General features: G+C 71.3%; 19 protein-coding genes. 13 read left to right on the plus strand and 6 right to left on the minus strand.

Translation table 11 applies throughout. The features are described from left to right. The first annotated feature begins 141 nt into the window (after positions 1-141). Positions 142-1,284 (plus strand): vWA domain-containing protein, encoded by a 1,143-nt coding sequence (locus IE226_RS29735; protein WP_190084551.1) that lies wholly within the window; start codon positions 142-144, stop codon positions 1,282-1,284. A gap of 7 nt (positions 1,285-1,291) precedes the next feature. On the opposite strand, the gene IE226_RS29740 is transcribed toward IE226_RS29735, so the two are convergent. Then, on the minus strand, positions 1,292-2,044 hold the full coding sequence (locus tag IE226_RS29740; protein ID WP_190084486.1) for a hypothetical protein: 753 nt from the start codon (positions 2,042-2,044) through the stop codon (positions 1,292-1,294). Positions 2,045-2,485: 441 nt separating this feature from the next. Between IE226_RS29740 and IE226_RS29745 the strand changes: the two genes are divergently transcribed. The 3 genes from IE226_RS29745 to sucD all read left to right on the plus strand — a co-directional run bounded on the left by IE226_RS29745 (position 2,486) and on the right by sucD (position 5,940). Next, positions 2,486-3,460: a hypothetical protein gene (locus IE226_RS29745; protein ID WP_190084487.1), complete on the plus strand. Its 975-nt coding sequence runs from the start codon at positions 2,486-2,488 to the stop codon at positions 3,458-3,460. A gap of 395 nt (positions 3,461-3,855) precedes the next feature. Continuing rightward, the gene (gene sucC / locus IE226_RS29750) at positions 3,856-5,034 is read left to right on the plus strand and encodes an ADP-forming succinate--CoA ligase subunit beta (RefSeq protein ID WP_190084488.1); all 1,179 of its coding nucleotides are present in this window, start codon (positions 3,856-3,858) and stop codon (positions 5,032-5,034) included. Between the two features lie 21 nt (positions 5,035-5,055). Further along, positions 5,056-5,940, plus strand: a complete 885-nt coding sequence (gene sucD, locus IE226_RS29755; RefSeq protein WP_190084489.1) for a succinate--CoA ligase subunit alpha — start codon at positions 5,056-5,058, stop codon at positions 5,938-5,940. Between the two features lie 228 nt (positions 5,941-6,168). Here sucD and IE226_RS29760 read toward each other — a convergent pair whose 3' ends face one another. Continuing rightward, the gene (locus tag IE226_RS29760; protein ID WP_229871610.1) at positions 6,169-7,422 is read right to left on the minus strand and encodes a helix-turn-helix domain-containing protein; all 1,254 of its coding nucleotides are present in this window, start codon (positions 7,420-7,422) and stop codon (positions 6,169-6,171) included. A 158-nt stretch (positions 7,423-7,580) separates the two neighbouring features. Here IE226_RS29760 and IE226_RS29765 point away from each other — a divergent pair, with 158 nt between their 5' ends. Then, the gene (locus IE226_RS29765; RefSeq protein WP_190084491.1) at positions 7,581-9,476 is read left to right on the plus strand and encodes a cell division protein PerM; all 1,896 of its coding nucleotides are present in this window, start codon (positions 7,581-7,583) and stop codon (positions 9,474-9,476) included. 217 nt (positions 9,477-9,693) lie between these two features. Here the strand turns inward: IE226_RS29765 and IE226_RS29770 are convergent, their stop codons facing one another. Both IE226_RS29770 and IE226_RS29775 read right to left on the minus strand, forming a co-directional pair. After that, positions 9,694-10,533 carry a hypothetical protein gene (locus IE226_RS29770; RefSeq protein ID WP_190084492.1) on the minus strand — a complete coding sequence of 280 codons (840 nt, stop codon included), beginning with the start codon at positions 10,531-10,533 and terminating at the stop codon, positions 9,694-9,696. Continuing rightward, positions 10,533-10,730: a hypothetical protein gene (locus IE226_RS29775; protein WP_190084493.1), complete on the minus strand. Its 198-nt coding sequence runs from the start codon at positions 10,728-10,730 to the stop codon at positions 10,533-10,535. Before IE226_RS29775 ends, IE226_RS29770 begins: the two co-directional genes overlap by 1 nt. Before the next feature lie 174 nt (positions 10,731-10,904). Between IE226_RS29775 and purN the strand changes: the two genes are divergently transcribed. Next, positions 10,905-11,534, plus strand: a complete 630-nt coding sequence (gene purN / locus IE226_RS29780) for a phosphoribosylglycinamide formyltransferase (RefSeq protein ID WP_190084494.1) — start codon at positions 10,905-10,907, stop codon at positions 11,532-11,534. Beyond that, on the plus strand, positions 11,531-13,099 hold the full coding sequence (purH, locus tag IE226_RS29785; RefSeq protein WP_190084495.1) for a bifunctional phosphoribosylaminoimidazolecarboxamide formyltransferase/IMP cyclohydrolase: 1,569 nt from the start codon (positions 11,531-11,533) through the stop codon (positions 13,097-13,099). The genes purN and purH overlap by 4 nt, the downstream gene beginning before the upstream one ends. Positions 13,100-13,203: 104 nt before the next feature. Here the strand turns inward: purH and IE226_RS44925 are convergent, their stop codons facing one another. After that, positions 13,204-13,830, minus strand: coding sequence for a hypothetical protein (locus IE226_RS44925; RefSeq protein ID WP_190084496.1), 627 nt, complete (start codon positions 13,828-13,830; stop codon positions 13,204-13,206). A gap of 266 nt (positions 13,831-14,096) precedes the next feature. On the opposite strand from IE226_RS44925, the gene IE226_RS29795 reads away from it, so the two are divergent. The 5 genes from IE226_RS29795 (at position 14,097) to IE226_RS29815 (ending at position 18,465) form a co-directional block, all read left to right on the plus strand. After that, entirely contained in the window at positions 14,097-14,963 is an 867-nt protein-coding gene (locus IE226_RS29795) for a bifunctional methylenetetrahydrofolate dehydrogenase/methenyltetrahydrofolate cyclohydrolase (protein ID WP_190084497.1), read from the plus strand. Between the two features lie 19 nt (positions 14,964-14,982). Then, positions 14,983-15,483, plus strand: a complete 501-nt coding sequence (locus tag IE226_RS29800) for a DUF3017 domain-containing protein (protein WP_190084498.1) — start codon at positions 14,983-14,985, stop codon at positions 15,481-15,483. Between the two features lie 204 nt (positions 15,484-15,687). Beyond that, complete coding sequence (locus IE226_RS29805) at positions 15,688-16,842, plus strand: sensor histidine kinase (RefSeq protein ID WP_190084499.1); 1,155 nt, start codon at positions 15,688-15,690, stop codon at positions 16,840-16,842. Beyond that, entirely contained in the window at positions 16,843-17,532 is a 690-nt protein-coding gene (locus tag IE226_RS29810; RefSeq protein WP_190084500.1) for a response regulator, read from the plus strand. Between the two features lie 297 nt (positions 17,533-17,829). After that, positions 17,830-18,465, plus strand: coding sequence for a helix-turn-helix domain-containing protein (locus tag IE226_RS29815; protein ID WP_190084501.1), 636 nt, complete (start codon positions 17,830-17,832; stop codon positions 18,463-18,465). Positions 18,466-18,503: 38 nt separating this feature from the next. Here IE226_RS29815 and IE226_RS29820 read toward each other — a convergent pair whose 3' ends face one another. Beyond that, entirely contained in the window at positions 18,504-19,049 is a 546-nt protein-coding gene (locus tag IE226_RS29820; protein ID WP_229871611.1) for a peptidoglycan-binding domain-containing protein, read from the minus strand. Between the two features lie 355 nt (positions 19,050-19,404). On the opposite strand from IE226_RS29820, the gene IE226_RS29825 reads away from it, so the two are divergent. Further along, entirely contained in the window at positions 19,405-20,529 is a 1,125-nt protein-coding gene (locus IE226_RS29825) for an XRE family transcriptional regulator (protein WP_190084502.1), read from the plus strand. Positions 20,530-20,570 lie beyond the last annotated feature (41 nt).

A 20,570-nucleotide genomic window follows, 5' to 3' on the forward strand; every position in this document is an offset into this window, starting at 1 on the left:
ATGAATGGGCCGACAGGTGGGGTGACAGGTGGGCTGACAGGCGGGGCGATGACGCAGGGTGAGCGTGACGTGAGCTGGGGAGCGGCGGGCGAAGAAACGGCAGGAGAAGGAGCGGCAGGAGAAGGAGCGGCGGGGGAGCGGATGCGGAGGTGGCGGCTTGTGCTGGGCGGGGGCGCGGCCGATGGGACGGGGTGCGAGCTCGCCGGGCGGGACGCGGCGATGGACGGCGCGCTCGGGGCGTTGTACGGGGGAGGGGATGCGGGGAAGAAGGACCGGTCGCGGGATCGTTCGGCGGGGCTCGGGGCGTCCGCGCCCTCTGTGTCGCGCTGGCTCGGGGACATCCGCAAGTACTTCCCCTCGTCCGTGGTGCAGGTCATGCAGCGCGACGCCATCGAGCGGCTCGGCCTGTCCGCGCTGCTCCTGGAGCCGGAGATGCTGGAGGCCGTGGAGGCCGACGTGCATCTGGTGGGGACCCTTCTCTCCCTGAACAAGGCCATGCCGGAGACGACCAAGGAGACCGCGCGGGCCGTCGTGCGCAAGGTCGTCGAGGACCTGGAGAAGCGGCTCGCCACGCGCACCCGGGCCACCCTCACCGGCGCACTCGACCGCAGTGCCCGCGTGAACAGGCCGCGCCACCACGACATCGACTGGAACCGCACGATCGCGGTCAACCTCAAGAACTACCTGCCGGAGTACAGGACGATCGTGCCCGAGCGGCTCGTCGGGTACGGGCGGGCGTCGCAGTCCGTGAAGAAAGAGGTCATCCTCTGCATCGACCAGTCGGGCTCGATGGCCGCGTCCGTCGTCTACGCCTCGGTGTTCGGCGCCGTGCTCGGCTCGATGCGCTCGCTCAACACACGGCTCGTCGTCTTCGACACGAACGTCGTCGATCTCACCGATCAGCTCGACGACCCGGTGGACGTCCTGTTCGGCACGCAACTGGGCGGCGGGACCGACATCAACCGGGCGCTCGCGTACTGCCAGTCGCAGATCACCCGGCCCGCCGACACCATCGTCGTGCTCATCAGTGACCTCTACGAAGGGGGCATACGCAACGAGATGCTGAAGCGGGTCGCGGCGATGAAGGCGTCCGGGGTGCAGTTCGTGACGCTGCTCGCCCTCTCCGACGAGGGGACGCCCGCGTACGACCGAGAGCACGCGGCGGCGCTCTCGGCGCTGGACGCACCCGCCTTCGCCTGTACTCCGGATCTTTTCCCGGAGGTGATGGCGGCGGCGATCGAAAAGCGCCCGCTTCCCATACCGGATACGTCAAACCGGACATGAATACGCATCAGTAACAGGGGGCTTGCGCAAGGACGGGCGGCCCGTGCGAGGATCGGCGGGCTCTCGTCCGGCCCAGTAGAGGAACCCCCTCGTCTTGACTTCCGCAGCCATCGCTCTGCCCGATGCCGCTGTGCGCATGCTGCGCGCCGTGGCCGGGCGGCGCGCGCTGCAAGTGGTGCTGTTGCTGGCGGGCCTGCTCGCGCTCGGGTTCCTCTGCGGCGAGCGCGCGCACGCGGTGGAGGGGGTACCGGCTCCGGAGCGTGTGGAGTCGGCGCGTACGGCAGGGTCGGTACAACCCGCGCGTGAACGTGCGGCCGAGCCCGTGCGGGAGAGCGTGCGTGAGGGTCGCGAGGCCGTACGGTTCGGGCGTCGGGCGGTGCGTGATGTTGCGGTCGAGCCTGTGGCCGACGCCGTCGAGCCCGTGGTCCGAGACGCGCGAGGTGCCGTGCGGCCGGTCGTGGACGGGGTCCCCGGAGTTCTCGAGGACGCGCCGCAGCGGGTGTTGCCCGAGGCGCCCGACCTGCCCGACCTCCCCGGACTGCCGGGCACGCCTGACGTCCCCGGTATGCCGAGCATGCCCGAGCTGCCGCAGTCTGGCCTCGGCCAAGGTGTGGGTGGCGGCGACGACGCGGGTGCCGGTGCCGGGCCTGCGGCCCCTCGTGCAGGCCGGGGTGAGGCGACGGCTCGGGCGCACGATGCGGGGGCCGAGTCCACGTACGGCACCGGCACCGGTGCCGCTGCCGGTATCGGCAGCGCGCATGCGGCCGGCCAGCAAGCCCGTAGTGACGCCTTGTTCTGCGGCGGCTCAGCGGACTGCGCGCACCGCGCCGGGAACGCGCCGTTTCCGACCCCTCTCGTTCCTCTCGCCCCTCTCGCCCCTCCCTCTCCTCCCGGTGATCCGGCGCGGACGCTGGGCGGACAGTTTGCCGGTGACGGGAGTTCGACGCGGCACGGCGATCCGTGCACCGCGTCGTACGGCAGCCGGGCGTCGGTGCGGCTGCTGCATGGTGCCGGGGCCGTCCCGGCCTCCGCGCCGGTGCGTGAGCGACACCGGGACATTCTCGAATTCCCTGGCTAGGGCAGCCCTTTCCCCGCGAAGACCTGCCGCGCGGGGGTGGCAAAGGTCTGCCCGCCGACCGAAGGACGCATGGACGTGTCCGGGTCGGATTCTCAGCCAGAGTTCGAAGGATCTGAAGCACGCATGAACAAGAACATCCGTCGTTCCATCGTCATAGCCGCCGGTGTCACGGGAGCCTGGGCGCTCGGGTCCGCCGCCGCCAGCGCGGACGAGTTGCCGCAGCACTCCATCGCCCTGCCGGACAACACGTCCGACGCGGTCGCCGACGTCACGGGAGATGTCGCTGACGTCACCGACGCTGCCGGTGTCACGGACGCTGCCGGCGTCACCGGAGATGTCGCCGACGTCCGGGGCAAGGCGAAGGCCGCCGCCGCAGACGCGAAGTCTGCCGTCACCGACGTGAAGGACACCGCCGCCGAAGCGAAGGCCGCCGCCTCCAAGGTCACCACCCCCGAGACCCCCGAGGCCCCCGAGACCCCCGAGGTCACAACCCCCAAGACCCCCGACGTCACCACCCCCGAAGACTCCGTCGACTACCTCTTCGGTCCGCTCTCCGCCTTCGCTCCGCACCTCGACGACACCAAGGCGACCGCCGCCCCCGTCGTCGACGAGACCGCCGAAGCCGTGCTGCCGCCCGTCGCCGCCACCGCCGTCGATGGCGTCGTGCCGGTCGCGGGACAGGCGGTCGGCGACGTCTCCTACCTGGCGCAGGGCGTGGTCGGAGACGTGCAGCCGTTCGCCGGTGGGGTCGTCGGCGAGGTTCCGCCGTTCGCGCAGAGTGTGGTCGGCGAGGACGTGCAGCCGTTCGCGGGCGGTGTCGTCGGTTCGGTCTCGCCGCTCGTGCAGACCGTCACCGACCAGGTGCGGCCGGTCGTGCGGGGCGTCGGCGGCAGCGCGGGTGAGCTGGCGTACGGCGTCACGGGTGACGTGCAGCCGTTCGCCGGTGGCGTCGTCGGTCAGGTCTCGCCCTTCGCGCAGGACGTGACGGGCACCGTCGCCCCCGACGCGCGTTCCCTGGCCGGTAACGCCGTCACGGGCGTCGACGGCGTGGCCGACTCGGTCACCCCGGGCTACCTGTCGACGCCGTACAGCGTCTGACGGCCAAAGGGACAACACAGGGACAACAAAGGGACAAGAGGAGCTGGGAGCGGCAGTCGTGCGGCGGCACGATCTGCGGCTCCACCAGCCGTAACAGGAGCAAACGGGCGGCCCCTGCCACCACAGGGGCCGCCCTCCCGGCACCTCTCCCGGCGTCCCTCCCCCTGCTCGCATCCGCGATCTGTGACAGTCATCACCGCCCAAATGTGATCTGTGATTTAGGGACCTACGGTCCACGGCGATAACCTGCGAGACGGACATGCCGCGTATCGGACTCCGTCCTACGCCTCCCTTGTGACAGCGCAGTCACGTTGCCCTCCGCGGCACGCCCACGCAGACAGCTGACCACAAAGCAGCGAGATCGCAGCGAGATCACGGAAAAGGGACGGACGCGCGTGGACCTGTTCGAGTACCAGGCGAGGGACCTCTTCGCCAAGCACGGTGTACCGGTGCTGGCCGGTGAAGTCATCGACACGCCTGAGGCGGCGCGCGAGGCCACCGAGAAGCTGGGCGGCAAGTCGGTCGTCAAGGCACAGGTGAAGGTCGGTGGCCGCGGCAAGGCCGGCGGCGTGAAGCTGGCCGCCAACCCGGACGAGGCCGTCGCTCGCGCGACGGACATTCTCGGGATGGACATCAAGGGCCACACGGTCCACAAGGTGATGATCGCCGAGCTGTCCCCGGAGATCGAGGCGGAGTACTACGTCTCGTACCTCCTCGACCGCACCAACCGCACCTTCCTCGCCATGGCGTCGGTGCAGGGCGGCATGGACATCGAGGAGGTCGCGGAGAAGACCCCCGAGGCTCTCGCGAAGGTCCCGGTCGACTCCAACGCCGGCGTCACCATCGAGAAGGCCCGCGAGATCGTCGCGCAGGCGAAGTTCCCGGCCGAGGTGGCCGAGGGTGTCGCCGAGGCCATGGTGACCCTGTGGGACACCTTCGTCGCCGAGGACGCGCTCCTCGTCGAGGTCAACCCGCTGGTGAAGACCAAGGACGGCCGCATCCTGGCCCTTGACGGCAAGGTCTCGCTCGACGAGAACGCCGACTTCCGCCAGGCCGACCACGAGGCGCTCGAGGACAAGGACGCAGCCAACCCGCTCGAGGCTGCCGCCAAGGCCAAGAACCTCAACTACGTCAAGCTCGACGGCGAGGTCGGCATCATCGGCAACGGCGCGGGTCTCGTCATGAGCACCCTCGACGTCGTCGCGTACGCCGGTGAGGCGCACAACAACGTCAAGCCGGCCAACTTCCTCGACATCGGCGGCGGCGCTTCGGCCGAGGTCATGGCGAACGGCCTGGAGATCATCCTCGGCGACCCGGACGTCAAGTCCGTCTTCGTCAACGTCTTCGGTGGCATCACCGCCTGTGACGAGGTCGCCAACGGCATCGTCCAGGCGCTGGAGCTGCTCAAGTCCAAGGGCGAGGAAGTCACCAAGCCCCTGGTCGTGCGCCTCGACGGCAACAACGCGGAGCTGGGTCGCAAGATCCTGAGCGACGCCAACCACCCGCTCGTGCAGCGTGTGGACACCATGGACGGCGCGGCCGACAAGGCCGCCGAGCTCGCGGCCGCGAAGTAAGGGACGAGGGACAGAACAGCCATGGCTATCTTCCTCAACAAGGACAGCAAGGTCATCGTCCAGGGCATGACCGGTGCCACGGGCATGAAGCACACCAAGCTCATGCTGGGTGACGGCACGAACATCGTCGGCGGCGTGAACCCGCGCAAGGCCGGCACGTCCGTCGACTTCGACGGCACCGAGGTACCGGTCTTCGGCTCCGTCGCCGAGGCGATGGAGAAGACGGGCGCCAACGTCTCCGTCCTCTTCGTGCCGCCGGCCTTCTCCAAGGCCGCCGTCGTCGAGGCGATCGACGCCGAGATCCCCCTCGCCGTCGTCATCACCGAGGGCATCGCCGTCCACGACTCCGCCGCCTTCTGGGCGTACGCGAAGTCGAAGGGCAACAAGACCCGCATCATCGGCCCGAACTGCCCCGGTCTCATCACGCCGGGTCAGTCGAACGCCGGCATCATCCCGGGCGACATCACGAAGCCGGGCCGTATCGGCCTGGTCTCGAAGTCCGGCACGCTGACGTACCAGATGATGTACGAGCTCCGTGACATCGGCTTCTCCTCGGCCGTCGGCATCGGTGGCGACCCGGTCATCGGTACGACGCACATCGACGCCCTCGAGGCGTTCGAGGCCGACCCCGAGACCGACCTGATCGTCATGATCGGCGAGATCGGCGGCGACGCCGAGGAGCGTGCGGCGGACTACATCAAGGCCAACGTGACGAAGCCGGTCGTCGGCTACGTCGCCGGCTTCACCGCGCCCGAGGGCAAGACCATGGGCCACGCCGGTGCCATCGTCTCCGGCTCCTCCGGTACGGCTGCCGCCAAGAAGGAGGCCCTTGAGGCCGCGGGCGTCAAGGTCGGCAAGACGCCGACCGAGACGGCGAAGCTTGCGCGAGCGATCCTCGCGGGCTGAGGTTGCCTGAACCGTTTTCAAAGTGGGCCCGCATCTCTTGGTGAGATGCGGGCCCACTTTGTTTGCTTGTCTGCGGGCCGGCTGTGGCTGGTCGCGCCGTTCCCCGCGCCCCTGAAACCGATGCGCCGTTCCCCGCGCCCCTGAAGCGATGCGCAGTTCCCCGCGCCCCTAAGACCGTGCGCCGTTACCCGCGCCCCTGGAACCAGGTGCCCGACCGGCCCCTGCTCCTCATCTCGCCAGGGGTGTCAGTCTTTCTGGGCCGCTTGACATGTCTTCTCGGAGTTTTTTGTGGAGGAGTTGGTCCTCGATCGTGAGGCCGGCGGGGCCCATTCTCGGGGGGATTCCGCTGATGGCCTTGCCGGGGGACTGGGGCGGTTCGTAGTGCGTGGGGGCCGTTCTGAGGGTCAGGGCCGTCGCGCCGACGATCAGGGCCGTGAAGGCGATCGCCGCGCGGGTCCAGAAGCGGGCGCGCCGTTCGCTCCCGGTGCGTACCCGGCCCGGGTTCGGGGGCCGCAGTTTCTCCGCGCCGCAGAGTTCGCCGAGGCGCTGGTGCAGGGCTTCGGGCGTCGGTACCTGCTCGGGGAGCTTCTCGGCGATGACGTCGCGGGCATTCATCAGCCGGTTGGCCGTCGCGGGGGTGCTCGCCTCGGTCTCGGCCGCGGTCTCGGGCAGGTCGAGCCCGACGCCGTCGTAGAGCAGCAGGGTGCGGCGCTGCGCGGGCGGCAGGCTCATCAGCACCTTGAGGAAGGCGCGGTCGGCGGGCGCGGCGGGCGGGGCGTCCGGATGGCGGAGGGTGGGGCGCAGGCGGTGCCAGGGGGACATCGCGTACTCGTACGCCGCCGCGCGCACCCAGCTCTCGGGGTCACGGTCGACGGCGACCTCGGGCCAGCGCTGCCAGGCGAGCTGGAAAGCCCGCTCCACGGATTCCTGGGCGAGGGTGCGGCGCCCGGTGAGGAGATAGGTCTGGCGTACGAGGCCGGGGGCGCAGGTCGAACAGAGGGCGTCGAAGGCTTCGGCGGGAGTCGGGGCCGGGGTCGGGGTCGGGGTTGGGGTTGGGGTCGGAGTGACGGCGGTCGCCGGCGCGACGGGGCCGGGGCGGGCCGCCGGGCTGTTCATCGCGGCGCCGACCGGGATGCGTGCGGGGGATTTGCCGCCCTTCGTGTCGAGGGCGGGCGGCAGATCATCGGTCCAGCTGTTACGCCGCGTCGAACGTTTGCCCGCGAGGGAGAGCTCGTTCGCGATCTCGGCAAGCAGCTCTGCATACGCGACCCGTCTGCGGCCGCGCGGCGTCGAGCGGCCCGACTCCCAGGAGCGGACCGTCTCCCGTGAGACGCCCATCTTCGCGGCGATCTCGGCCTGGCTGAGGGATTTCGCCGCACGCAGGCGCCGGCGTTCCTTCGGGGGCGGCAGCGGAGGGGGTCCCCCCTGGCCGGCCTGGGCGAGCGTGGTCGGGCGTTTGGGGGCGGCAGGGCTCTGGGTCATGTGGGACTCTCCGCGCCGTGGGCCGTGGGCCTTCGTGCGGCGGGCGGCCGGGCGCGACTGACCCGTCGTACGAAAAAGTACATAAACGTATATTGGGCGACACATCCGATATTCGCCTGTTACGGGGAGAAAGCGCGTGTCGTTGGGAGCATGGCGGCGTGACTCAAATCACCGACCGCAGCTCACCGTTGCCGCCCATCGGGCCACTGATCGAGCGGGCGCGCGACCGCTCACCCGGACTGGCGACATGCCTCTTCGGAGGGGCTGTCGCGGCGGGCCTCGGGCTCGGCTCGTGCGCCGTCCTGGTGATGGTCCTCTGGATCAGCTCGCCCTATCCGGACAGCGGGCTCAGCGGGGCGCTGCATGTCGCCGCCGCGGTGTGGCTGCTCGCCCACGGCACGGAGCTGATCAGGGCGGACACGCTCACCGGGGCGCCGGTGCCGCTCGGCGTCGCGCCCATGCTCCTGATGGTCCTTCCGGGCTGGCTGGCGCACCGGGCGGCGCGGGACGCGGCGGATCCCGAGGAGCGCGGGATGGCGCCGCGGACCGCGTGGTGCGGGGTGGTCGGCGGATACCTCCTCGTCGGCGTCACCGCGACGCTCTACGCGGCCGGCGGTGAGCTGCGGCCGTTGTGGCCGAGCGTGGTCCTGCATCTGCCGCTGCTCGTCGGGGTCGCGGCGGCGGTGGGGATCTGGACCGGGCTGGGCCGGCCCGGCGGTCCGCTGCCCCTCCTGGTACGGGTGGGTCTTCGCGCGCTGCCGCCGGGTGTACGTCCCTTCTTCGTACGTCGATACGTCCGTGCCGTCACCCGGGCCGGAGCGGCGGGGACGTTGGTGCTCGTCGGCGGGGGAGCGTTGCTGGTCGCGTCGTCGCTCGTGCTGCACGGCGGACTGGTGAGGGCGTCGTTCGCGCAGGCCACGGACGTGTGGTCGGGGCGCTTCGCGGTGCTCCTGCTGGCCATGGCGCTGGTGCCGAACGCGGCGGTGTGGGGCGCGGCGTTCAGCCTCGGGCCCGGTTTCACGCTGGGCGCCGGGAGCGCGGTGGGGCCGCTTGCCGTGACCGCGGGCCCGACCCTGCCCGCGTTTCCGCTGCTCGCGGCGGTACCGGCGGAGGGTCCCGGGTCGCCGTTGGGGTGGGCGGCGGGGGCGGTGCCGTTGGCCGCGGGGGTGGCGGTCGCCCGGGTCACGGCGCTGGCGGCGGCGCCTGTCCTCGGCCGGCGCGAACGGGCGTGGTCATGGAGGCGTACGGCGCTGGTGGCGCTGGCGGCGGCGGTGCTGTGCGGGCTGCTGGTGGCGGTCCTCACGGGGCTTGCGGGCGGTCCGCTGGGGGTGGCCGCTCTGGCCGACTTCGGGCCCACGTGGTGGCAGACGGGGCCGGCGGCGTTGGGGTGGGCGGGGGTGGTGGGGGTGCCGGGTGCGTTGCTCGCCCGGATGTGGCGCATGCATCCCCGGCGCTTGAAGCCGCCGCGGCCGCCGCGCTTCAAGCGGCGTCGGGCCAAAACGTCCCGGAGGTCCCTGGCGGCCCGGACGCCTCGGACGCAGCAGCAGCAGCGGCGGGGCGGGCGGGTGCTGGGGTGGGTTCGGCTGCGGCGGGCTGGGGCGGGGGCTGGGGCGAGGGGGGTGCCACTGCGGGGTGACTCGGGCGGGGGTGCTGCGCCCGGGGGCACTTCAGCCGGGGCCGCCGTGCCCGGGGCTGTGCGGGGGGCCTCTGCGGCCAGGACCAGCCCGTCCGGGGGCACACGTGACGAACCGGAGGGGGACGCCCCGGCCCGGGGCGGGGGGCGCTGGGGCCGGCTCAGGTTGCCGAAGCCGCGCGTTCCACGGCTGCGGGTCTCGCGTCTGCGTCGGCCGCAGTTGCCGCGGCTCCAGAGCCCGCCGGCCGCCCCGGTGCCGGTGGACTCGGAGCCGTTCGAGCCGTACGACTTCCTGCCGGACGCACCGGCGGTGGATACGACGGACTGGGGCGTGGCGGACTGGAACGACGAAGCGTCCCGCGAGGCTCGCTGGGCCGCGCTGCGGGACGGGAACGGGGAGCGGCCGCCGCCGGGGGTATGAGGCGGCGCCGTTGGCACTCGGCTGGAGCGGCGCATGTTCCTGGCGTTCCCGGCGTTCCCGGTTGCCTGTCGCTGGCCACGTGGCCTTGGCTCGCCCCACTTTCGCCGCCCCGCCCAACCCCGCCGCGAAGCGGCGACCAGGCGAAGCCAACGCAACAGACGGAACCCCGCCCAAGGCCCGAGGCCCAGACCCCCCGCTCAAGGCCCAGGGGCCAGAATCACTCTCGTTCTTCCAGCAACGGCCGCAGCTGTTCAGGCAGAAGGTCGCTGCATTCCTGTTCCGACTGGCTTGTCAGGGCGTCGCTCACGCACGTGTAGTAGTCGCGGTACACCAGCTGCGCGGCGAACGTCGCCGCCACCATCGCCAGTGCGAGCGACGCCGTCACCAGGCCGCTGATCGCCGCCGTCCGCTGCGGCTTCGAGCTCGCGGGGTCAGCCACCGGCTTCTGCGTGGCCGGAGCCGTCGGGTCCGGCTGCTTCGGCTTCGCCCGCAGCGAGCTGATGCCCCAGTTCAGCGCGAGCGCGCCCAGGAGCAGGGCGACGTACCGCCAGCCGAAGAGGGCGAAGAAGAAGGCCCACATGCCGGAGAGCAGGGCGTACCGGGCGCGGCGCTGGGCCGGGTCGGTCGGGTCCCAGCGCATGCCGCCGCCGTTGCCGCCCCCCGAGCCGGACCCGGAGGGGCCCTCGGGGCCCTGTTGGCCGGGCCGCTCGCCGAAGCCGCCGCCCTGGGAACGCCCCGGCTGCCGGTCGCTCCACTGGCTGCCCCAGGGAGAACGCCCCCGGCCGTTCGAAGCGTCGCCCTCGCCCTCGCCGCCGTTGCCGGGGCGGGGGCGCCACGGCTGGTCCGGCGTTCCCTCCGGCGGCGGCGCGAAGGGGTTGTCTTCCTTCTCGCCCTTCTCGCCCTTCTCGTCCTTCTTCCCGGAGCCGCCCGAGTCCGAAGAGGAGCCCTGCGGCGGAGACGACGGGCGGCCGTCACGCAGCAGCGTCGAGCCGCGCTCCCCTCCGTGCGGCAACCCGAACGCGAAGGACAGCGGGAGGCGGAGGCTACGGTCCGGCATCAGGTGTGCGTCTTCCCCTTGGTCGAGCGAGCTTCGTAACGGTTGTCCAGCAGTGCGCCGAGCAGTTCGGCCGCCCGGTCAACCGTGCAGCAGCCGCCCAGTCGGTCGAGCAGTTCAGCCGCCCGGTTCAGCCGAGCAACCAGCCGACCGACAGGCCGGACAGTGGACTGAACGGCTTCCGGACGGTGTGACGTCATGTGACGTCTTGGTGCAGACGCTACCTTCCGGCCGCGCCCCCGTCCCGTGAGGGGCCGCACCGTGTGCCGGTATCGTTGCTGACGGTCGGCGGCTTCGTAGAGTTCCCCGTATCGCGAGGCGCGAAGCTTTCGTACGACCGTACAAAGACGCACCTCCCGAGAAAGGGCCCCGCTGTGGCCAAGAGCCCTGTGGCCAAGCGCCTCGTCGTGCTGGTCTCCGGATCAGGTACGAATCTGCAGGCTCTGCTCGACAAGATCGCGACGGACGGTGCGGCGGGCTACGGCGCCGAGATCGTCGCGGTCGGCGCCGACCGCGACGGCATCGTGGGTCTGGAGCGCGCCGAGAGCGCCGGGATTCCCACCTTCGTCTGCCGGGTGAAGGACCACGCCACGCGTGACGAGTGGGACGCGGCGCTCGCCGAGGCGACCGCCGCGTACGCGCCCGATCTGGTCGTGTCGGCGGGGTTCATGAAGATCGTGGGGAAGGAATTCCTCGCACGGTTCGGCGGCCGGTTCGTCAATACGCACCCCGCCCTGCTGCCCAGCTTCCCCGGGGCCCACGGCGTGCGCGACGCGCTCGCGTACGGCGCGAAGGTCACGGGATGCACCGTCCACTTCGTCGACGACGGCGTCGACACCGGCCCGATCATCGCCCAGGGCGTGGTCCCGGTCGGGGATGAGGACGACGAGAGCGCTCTGCACGAGCGCATCAAGGAAGTCGAGCGAAGGCTGCTCGTCGATGTCGTGGGGCGTCTGGCCCGCAACGGCTACCGCATTGAGGGACGAAAGGTACTTATCCCGTGACCGCCGAAGGTACGCAGGGTTCGCAGCGCCCCATCAAGCGCGCGCTCATCAGCGTCTATGACAAGACCGGGCTCGAGGAGCTCGCGCGCGGTCTTCACGAGGCCGGCGTCGAGCTCGTCTCGACCGGTTCGACCGCCGCGAAGATCGCCGCCGCCGGGGTGCCCGTCACCAAGGTCGAGGAGCTCACCGAATTCCCCGAGTGCCTGGACGGCCGGGTCAAGACGCTGCACCCGCGCGTGCACGCCGGGATCCTCGCCGACCTGCGCCTCGACGACCACCAGCGCCAGCTCGCCGACCTCGGCATCGAGCCGTTCCAGCTGGTCGTCGTGAACCTCTACCCCTTCAAGGCGACCGTCGCTTCGGGTGCCACGCCCGACGAGTGCGTGGAGCAGATCGACATCGGCGGCCCCTCGATGGTCCGCGCCGCCGCCAAGAACCACCCCTCGGTGTCGGTCATCACGAGCCCCGACCGGTATGCCGACGTGCTCGCCGCCGCCCGCACCGGCGGTTTCGACCTGCCCGCGCGCAAGCGCCTGGCTGCCGAAGCGTTCCGCCACACCGCCGAGTACGACCTCGCGGTCGCCTCCTGGTTCGCCGATGACTACGCCGCCGACAGCTCGGACTTCCCCGAGTTCATCGGCAGCGCGTACACGCGCAAGAACGTCCTGCGCTACGGCGAGAACCCGCACCAGGGCGCCGCTCTCTACGTCGACGGCAACGGCGGCCTCGCGGAGGCCGAGCAGCTGCACGGCAAGGAGATGTCGTACAACAACTACACGGACACGGACGCCGCGCGCCGTGCCGCGTACGACCACGACGACCCCTGCGTCGCGATCATCAAGCACGCCAACCCCTGCGGCATCGCGATCGGTTCGAACGTCGCCGAGGCGCACCGCAAGGCGCACGCCTGCGACCCGCTCTCCGCGTTCGGCGGCGTGATCGCCGTCAACCGCCCGGTCTCCAAGGAGATGGCGGAGCAGGTCGCCGACATCTTCACCGAGGTCATCGTCGCGCCGGAGTACGAGGACGGCGCCCTCGAAGCCCTCACCAAGAAGAAGAACATCCGTGTCCTGCGCTGCCACCAGGCGCCGTCCAACGCGGTAGAGGTCAAGCAGATCGACGGCGGCGCGCTGCTCCAGGTCACCGACCGCCTCCAGGCCGACGGCGACAACCCCGCCAACTGGACGCTCGCCACGGGCGACGCCCTGAACGCGGGCGAGCTCGCCGAACTGGCCTTCGCCTGGAAGGCGTCACGCGCGGTCAAGTCCAACGCGATCCTGCTCGCCAAGGACGGCGCCTCGGTCGGCGTCGGCATGGGGCAGGTCAACCGCGTCGACTCCGCGAAGCTCGCCGTCGAGCGGGCCGGCGAGGAGCGCGCGCACGGCGCCTACGCCGCCTCGGACGCGTTCTTCCCGTTCCCCGACGGCCTGGAGATCCTGACCGCCGCGGGCGTCAAGGCCGTGGTGCAGCCCGGCGGTTCGGTCCGTGACGAGCTGGTCGTCGAGGCCGCGAAGAAGGCGGGCGTGACGATGTACTTCACGGGCACGCGCCACTTCTTCCACTGACGCCACTTGTTCTACTGACGTCACTTCTTCCACTGAGCAAGTCCCGAACAGAGCGGTGGCCGCGCCCTTCCCGAGGGCGCGGCCACCGTTGCTTCGCTCTCGGCTCAGTAGCGAGGGCGGTTGAACCACGCGGTGCCGCTGGGCACGACCGGGGCGATCGTGATGATGACGGCGAAGGTGACCCAGATCAGCGGGCCGATGATGGCGGTCGCGAGACCGGAGTCGAGACCGATGAACAGCATGATCAGGCCGACGATGCCGCCGAGCGCGCCGTAGACGACGGTGGTGATCCGGACACCTTGGCCACCGCGGCTGAACTTCACGCCCAGCATGATGGAGAGGACCGCGAGCCCGCCCGCGATGAGAGCGCCGACGATCGCGATACCGGCCACGGCGTCCCCGGCCTCGCCCATGCCGGTGAGGCCCAGGTCCTCGCCGCTGTCACCGGCGTCGCTGGCGATCGCACCCACGTAGAGGTAGATGATCGCGAAGAGGATCTGCACCGCGGAGATCAGGAAAAGGAAGACGCGCGCGGTAACCAGGAGACCCGGCATCGACTGCTGCATCATGTTGCCGCCCGGGTAGCCGGGGTAGGCCGGCGGCTGCTGCGGGTAGCCGTAGCCCTGCTGCGGCGGGACGCCGGGAGGGGCCTGGGGGTAGCCATAACCGGGAGCGGCCGGGGGCTGCTGGGGCGGCTGCCCGTAAGGGTTGTTCGGGTCGCCGTAACTCATGGCGGTCTTCCTCCGTCGGGTAGTGCGGGGACGACGCGGCACATCACGGAGGAAAGTTCTACAGATGCGGTCCGTCCCCCCGACACTGCCCGCGGCACTGTGACGCATATCGTTCTTTAGGCCAGGCTTATTTGTCCAGCCGCATTCCCTATGTGTTGTGCAAGTGCAACAGAGCTGGTCAGCTCCCGGGACACAGCTGGGACACAGTCGGCTCGCGGCATCGCCCTGATTGGTACCGGGCAGGCCTCATCCGGGAAGATGGAGTCATGACCGCCCAGATTCTCGATGGCAAGGCCACCGCAGCCGCGATCAAGTCCGAACTGACCGCCCGCGTGGCGGCCCTGAAGGAGCGGGGCCTGACGCCCGGCCTCGGGACTGTTCTGGTCGGTGACGACCCGGGCAGCCAGAAGTACGTCGCCGGCAAGCACCGCGACTGCGCGCAGGTCGGCATCGCCTCCATCCAGCGCGAACTGCCCGCCACCGCGACGCAGGACGAGATCGAGGCCGTCGTCCGCGAGCTCAACGACGACCCCGCCTGCACCGGCTACATCGTGCAGCTCCCGCTGCCCAAGGGCATCGACGAGAACCGCGTCCTCGAACTCATGGACCCGGCCAAGGACGCCGACGGCCTGCACCCGATGAACCTCGGCCGCCTCGTCCTGAACGAGCCCGCCCCGCTGCCCTGCACGCCGTTCGGCATCATCACGCTCCTGCGTCAGTACGGCGTGGAGCTGGGTGGCGCCGAGGTCGTGGTCGTCGGCCGCGGTGTGACGATCGGCCGCTCGATGCCGCTCCTGCTCACCCGCCGCTCGGAGAACGCGACGGTGACGCAGTGCCACACCGGTACGCGCGACCTGTCCGCGCACCTCAAGCAGGCCGACATCATCGTGGCCGCCGCGGGCGTCCCGCACCTGATCAAGCCCGAGGACGTGAAGCAGGGCGCCGCGGTCCTGGACGTCGGCGTCTCGCGCGACGAGACCGGCAAGATCGTCGGCGACGTGCACCCTGGTGTCCGCGAGGTCGCGGGCTGGATCTCGCCGAACCCCGGCGGCGTCGGCCCGATGACCCGCGCACAGCTGCTCGTCAACGTAGTCGAGGCGGCCGAGCGCGCCGCGTCCGCCGCCGCGAGCTGAAACGGGAAAGGGTGTGCCCATGAGCGCAGAACCCGAGCAAGGGGCATCGCCGGCCGACGTGACGGAGGCCGAGGAGGTGACGGACACCGAGGCCAAGGGTGCCGTCAGCGCCCCCGGTCCCGATGGGCCGAAGAAGACCACCCGGCGTTTCCCGCTCCTGACCCGTGACACCGCGCGCCCCGAGGGCGGCGGCCGGGCCGCGGGCGGCGACGCCCCCGCGCCCGCCCGGCAGTGGCCGCTGCTCAGCGTGCTCCTGATGGTGGGGCTCGGGCTGCTGCTCACGGCCTTCGACGTATTCCGCGCGGGCACGATCCTGGTCGGCCTCGCGCTGATCGGCGGCGCTGTCCTGCGGTGGGCGCTGCCCGGCGTCGGCATGCTGGCGGTGCGCTCGCGCTTCACGGACATGGTCACGTACGGCGGTCTCGGCGCCGTCATCGTCCTGCTCGCGCTGATGGCGCAGCCGGACGGCCTTCAGGTCCCGTTCCTGGACGGCATCCTGCACTTCACGATCAGCAGCTAGCACCCGCACCGGCCCGCTCGTCCCCTCCCCCGCGGAGGCCGAGCGCGCCGGTGCAAGCAGTTAAGACGGCAAGGGCCCGGGAGTCGTCCTGTGCCGGGTGGAGTTTCGAGTACTCCCCACGGAGTACGCCCGCGGTTCCTGCAACTTCCGCGGTACCGCCGAAGTTTGACGTATCGCCGCCTGCACCGGGGCTACGCTGCGGCGATGCGGATCCGCCCCCTCGTCGCCGACACGGCGATCGCGGTCGCCCTGACCACGGTCGCCCTGCTCCTCGGACAGGAGTCGGCGCGGCAGGGATGGCCCGCACTCGACGCGCCGGGATACGCGTTGGTGGCGCTGGCCAATGTGCCGATCGTCTTCCGCTCCAGGGCGCCGCTCGCCGTACTGCTCCTGGTGCATCTGGTGTGGGCCGGGTACGTCACCGCCGGCTACTGGCCCGTGGTGAACACCTTCGCGCCCATGCTCGCCGTCTACACCGTCACCGCCCTGCGGCCCGCCCGTGTCTCCGTCCCCTGCGCCGTGCTGATGAGCGCCGTCTGGATCTACGCGGGCGTGGTGAGCGAGGGGGCGTCGATGGCGTCCGTGGTCGGGCAGGCCATCGGGTTTCCGCTGGTCATCTGGCGGTTCGGGTACCTCGCCCGCCGGTCCGCCGAGCTGGCCCGGCAGCTGAAGCGCGAGCAGGACGAACGGGCGCGGCGCGAGGTGGCCGAGGAACGCGGGCGCATAGCAAGGGAGTTGCACGACGTCGTCGCGCACCACATGTCCGTGATATCCGTGCAGGCGGGTCTCGCGAAGTTCGTCTTCAGCTCGGATCCGGCCACTGCCCACGCCGCGCTCTCCACCATCTCCGGCACCAGCGGCGAGGCGTTGGAGGAGCTGCGCCGCATGCTGCGGGTGCTGCGCGCGGGGGAGGACGGCGACGGCCCGCCCGACGCCCCGATGCCGGGGCTCGCGCGGCTCGGCGAGATGGTCGAGCGCGTACGGGCCGGGGGAGTGGCCGTCGAGCTGCGCGTCGAGGGGACACCGCGGCAGCTCGCGCCCGGCGTCGAGCTCTGCGCGTACCGCGTGGTCCAGGAGGCCCTGACCAACGTACTGAAGCATGCGCGAGGGGCCGGCGCGGCGGTCGAACTGCGCTATGAGCCGCAGCATGTGACGGTCTCCGTCACCAATGACGGGGAGGGGGTGATTCCGGACAGAGTGGTCACAGGAAGCGGCCATGGGTTGATTGGGATGCGGGAGCGGGCCAAGCTCTACGGCGGGACGATCAGCATCGGCCCGCTGAGCGAGGGAGGGTTCGCCGTGCGCCTGACCCTGCCGACCTCCGCGCGGGCCGCATCGCAGGGGGACGGCGCGACTTAAATGACCAGGGTGCTCGTGGTCGACGACCAGTTCCTCATCCGGGCCGGATTGGTGGGGCTGCTGCGTGCCGCGCCCGGCATCGAGGTCGTCGGTGAGGCGGGTGACGGGGTCGAAGCCGTCGCGCTCGCCGCGTCGACCCGGCCCGACGTGATCCTGATGGACATCCGCATGCCCGGCATGAGTGGCATCGTGGCCACCGAGAAGATCCTCGCCGAGGCCCCCGAACCGCCGCCGCGCGTCCTGGTCCTCACCACGTTCGACCTCGACGAGTACGTGTACGGGGCGCTGCGGGCCGGAGCGTCGGGCTTCCTGCTCAAGGACTCCGGGCCCGAGCGCCTGCTCGCCGCCGTGGCCGCCGTCGGCGGCGGCGACGCGCTCTTCGCGCCCAGCGTCACCTGCCGCCTCGTCGAGGCCTTCGCACGGCAGGCGGGGGCGGGGCCGGGCGCCGGGGACTCCGCGGAACCCCCGCCCGATCTGCGGTCGTTGACCCTGCGCGAGGTCGAGGTCCTGAAGCTGATCGCCACCGGCATGTCGAACGCGGACATCGCCGAGCGCCTCTACATCAGCGAGGCCACCGTGAAGACCCACCTGAACCGCACGATGACCAAACTCGACCTGGACAGCAGGGCGCAGGCGGTGGTGGTGGCGTACGAGACGGGCCTCGTCACACCGGGCGGCGGCGGTCGCTGAACGCGGCGAGCCGCCCGGCGGAACGGAGACGGCGCCCGTCCTCTCCCCCGTGGGAGGACGGGCGCCGCCGGTTGGTGGGGAGGCCGTTCCAACGAGATCCAGCGTCACGTTCTTACGAATTCCATACAAGGGCTGCCTTGCTCCTGTGGCACGGAGGTGACCATTCCGCCACGGTGTGCCCGGCCCGCAACAAGTGGCCGCCCTGATGGTCATCTTCGCGGAGGGAACCACTTCGGGCCGTCCCGCCGTCATGAGGGACGAACCGGGCACCAACCGGGCACATGCTGGGGGTGAAGCATGAGTGCTGCCTGGCAGCCGCTTCCGCGGACGCTTCCGCCGGAGGTGCGGCATTTCGTCGAACAGCTGCGGCTGCTCAAGGACCGCACCGGCCTGAGCCTGATCGCGCTCGGCAGACAGACGGCCTACAGCAAGTCCTCCTGGCAGCGTTACCTCAACGCGCAGCAGCCGCCGCCCCGGCAGGCGGTCGTGGCCCTGTGCCGGGTGGCGGGGGCGGACCCCGAACGGTTCGGCGCCCGCTGGGAGCTCGCGGTGCTGGCCTGGCCGCGGGGGGCGCCTGCGGAGGAGCTCGCCGTCGTACGGAGCGGGGCGGGGTCGTCCGGCGATGGGGCCTTCGACGCGGACTCCGCACGCGCCGGGCTCTCGCATGCCGAACTCCCACGCCCCGGCCTCTCACACGCCGGGCTCCCACGCGCCGAACTCTCACGCCTCGAACCCTCACGCGCCGGGCTCTCCGGCGACGAGGAGACCCTGCCCTGGTGGGAGCTGCCCGTGCGACAGCCGCAGCCGCGATCCCGGAGACCGCGGCTGCGGCTGTGGCGACCGGCGCCCCCGCCCTGGCGGTTCGTGGCCTGCGCCGCGCTCTTCGTCGTCGTACTCCTGCTTGCCGTGCTGCTATGGATTCTGGCCCGGTAGCGGGGCCGCCACGGAGTGACGGCCCCCGGGGGCGGCTGTCAGCCGCGCCAGTTGTACGCCGCCTTCTTCCAGTGCCCGTCGATCTTCACGTAGTACGTGCCGGAGAGGCGCTTGAAGCCGGTGTCGTGCTTGTAGCCGCTGTACGTCACGTGGCCGCCGCCACGGGGGCCGTCGAGGAAGTCGTCGGCGACGCCGAACGTCTCCTTGCCGACGATGCCGTCGACGTCCTCCAGGTCCTCGTTGTGCTGCCACCACTTCGTGGCCGACTCGGTCTTGCGGCCGAAGTTGCCGTCGATGTCCGTCTTCTTGAACGTGTGCCGGTTGCCGTTGCCGTCCTTCCACTTGGCCCCGTCCGCGTACAGGACCGTCTGCCACAGGCGCGTGGCGTTGCTGTTCGCGTGGCTGTGCCGGGACAGGGTGCCCTCGTCGCCCCAGTCGTTGTGCGCGGCGCCCTTGCCGTCGACGACGTGCGGGCCGCTCGCCTGTGCGAGCGACGCGGTGCCGCCGAGTGCGATGGCCGCCCCCGCCGTCACGGCGACCGCCGAGCCGAGCAGCCGCTTGTGCCTGGCCATACTGGTGTGCATGTGTTCCCCCTAGGTGCTGCGTTGTCGTCTCCGATGCTTGCGCGCGGCGGCGCTTCGCAAAAGGGTCAACACGTGCATTCGGGACGCCGTGGGACGTCCCGGGCTGCTGCCTGGGGTTCCGCATCGTGGACCGGGACGGCGATGGGACACTGGACGCCGGACCGCAAGAAGTGCGACGGTGCACGCCAGTGGCCCGAACGCTCCCGTGCGCCCCCGGCCCGGGAACTGACATCCTGGCTTCCGGCATCCCTCTGGGTAGCCCATGACAGGGAGCGACGGGGGCTGCCTCACGGGCAGAGCGGGAGGAACCGCGCGCGGGGGCAAGTTGGCACGTACGGGGGGAATAGGGGGAGTAATGCCTCGTTGGAAGGCGCTACCGGACGAGCTCGACCCGCAGGTCAGGGAGTTCGCCAGTCAGCTGCGCAGGCTCGTCGACCGAAGTGGCCTGAGCATCGCAGCGGTGTCCGACCGCACCGGGTACAGCAAGACGTCGTGGGAGCGCTATCTGAACGGGCGGCTGCTCGCCCCGAAGGGTGCGATCGTCGCGCTCGCCGAGGTGACGGACACCAACCCCGTTCACCTCATCACCATGTGGGAGCTCGCCGAGCGCGCGTGGAGCCGCTCCGAGATGCGGCACGACATGACGATGCAGGCGATCCGGATCTCCCAGGCGCGGGCCGCGCTCGGCGAGCTGGGGTCGAACCCGCCCAAGACCAACCCGCCCAAGACCAAGGGCAAGGGGAGCGGCGGCACGGCACGCAACGGCGCGCCCGGCGCGGGAGCGGGGGCCGGGTCCGGTGCCGGCGTCGGTTCCGCCGACCGGCCCGGCCGTGCGGGCGGCAGCGTCACCGGCGTCGCGGGCCCTCCGCCCACGGCCACGCCGCAGGCGCCCGGGTACGGACCCGCGGGCGGCGGCGACCCGGGTGTCGTCATGGCGCCGCCCGGCGCGCAGGGGCCCGGCCGCGGCGCGGACTCTCCCGACCGGCAGCGCCGGCGCAGGAAGCTGACGATGTTCCTCGCGGGTGTCGTCGGCGCGCTCGTCGTCATAGCCGCCGCCGTCTTCCTGACGGACTTCGGCAAGGACGACAAGGGCGACGAGAGCGCCAAGCCGCCGGCGTCGCCGAGCACCACCGACAAGGACCTGCCCGAGGGCGTCGAGTGCAGCGGCAAGAGCTGCACCGGCAAGGACCCCGAGTCCATGGGCTGCGGCGGCGAGTTGGCCACGACGACGACGCGCGCGACGGTCGGCAAGGCCCTGGTCGAGGTCCGCTACAGCAAGACGTGCGGTGCGGCCTGGGCGCGCATCACGCAGGCGGCGCCGGGCGACAAGGTCACGATCACCGGCGAGGGCGCGGCCAAGCAGAACGGCACCGTGAACGCGGACTTCGACGCGTACACCCCGATGGTGGCCGTCAAGGACGGTGCGACCGCGGAGGCGTGCGCCACGCTCAAGGCGGGTCAGACGGGCTGCACGAAGTAGACGGAGCAGCCGCGCGGGCGGCTGCCCGGACCGGGCTTCAG

The sequence above is a fragment of the Streptomyces longisporoflavus genome, from assembly GCF_014649775.1.
In the GTDB taxonomy this organism is placed as follows: Bacteria; Actinomycetota; Actinomycetes; order Streptomycetales; family Streptomycetaceae; genus Streptomyces; species Streptomyces longisporoflavus.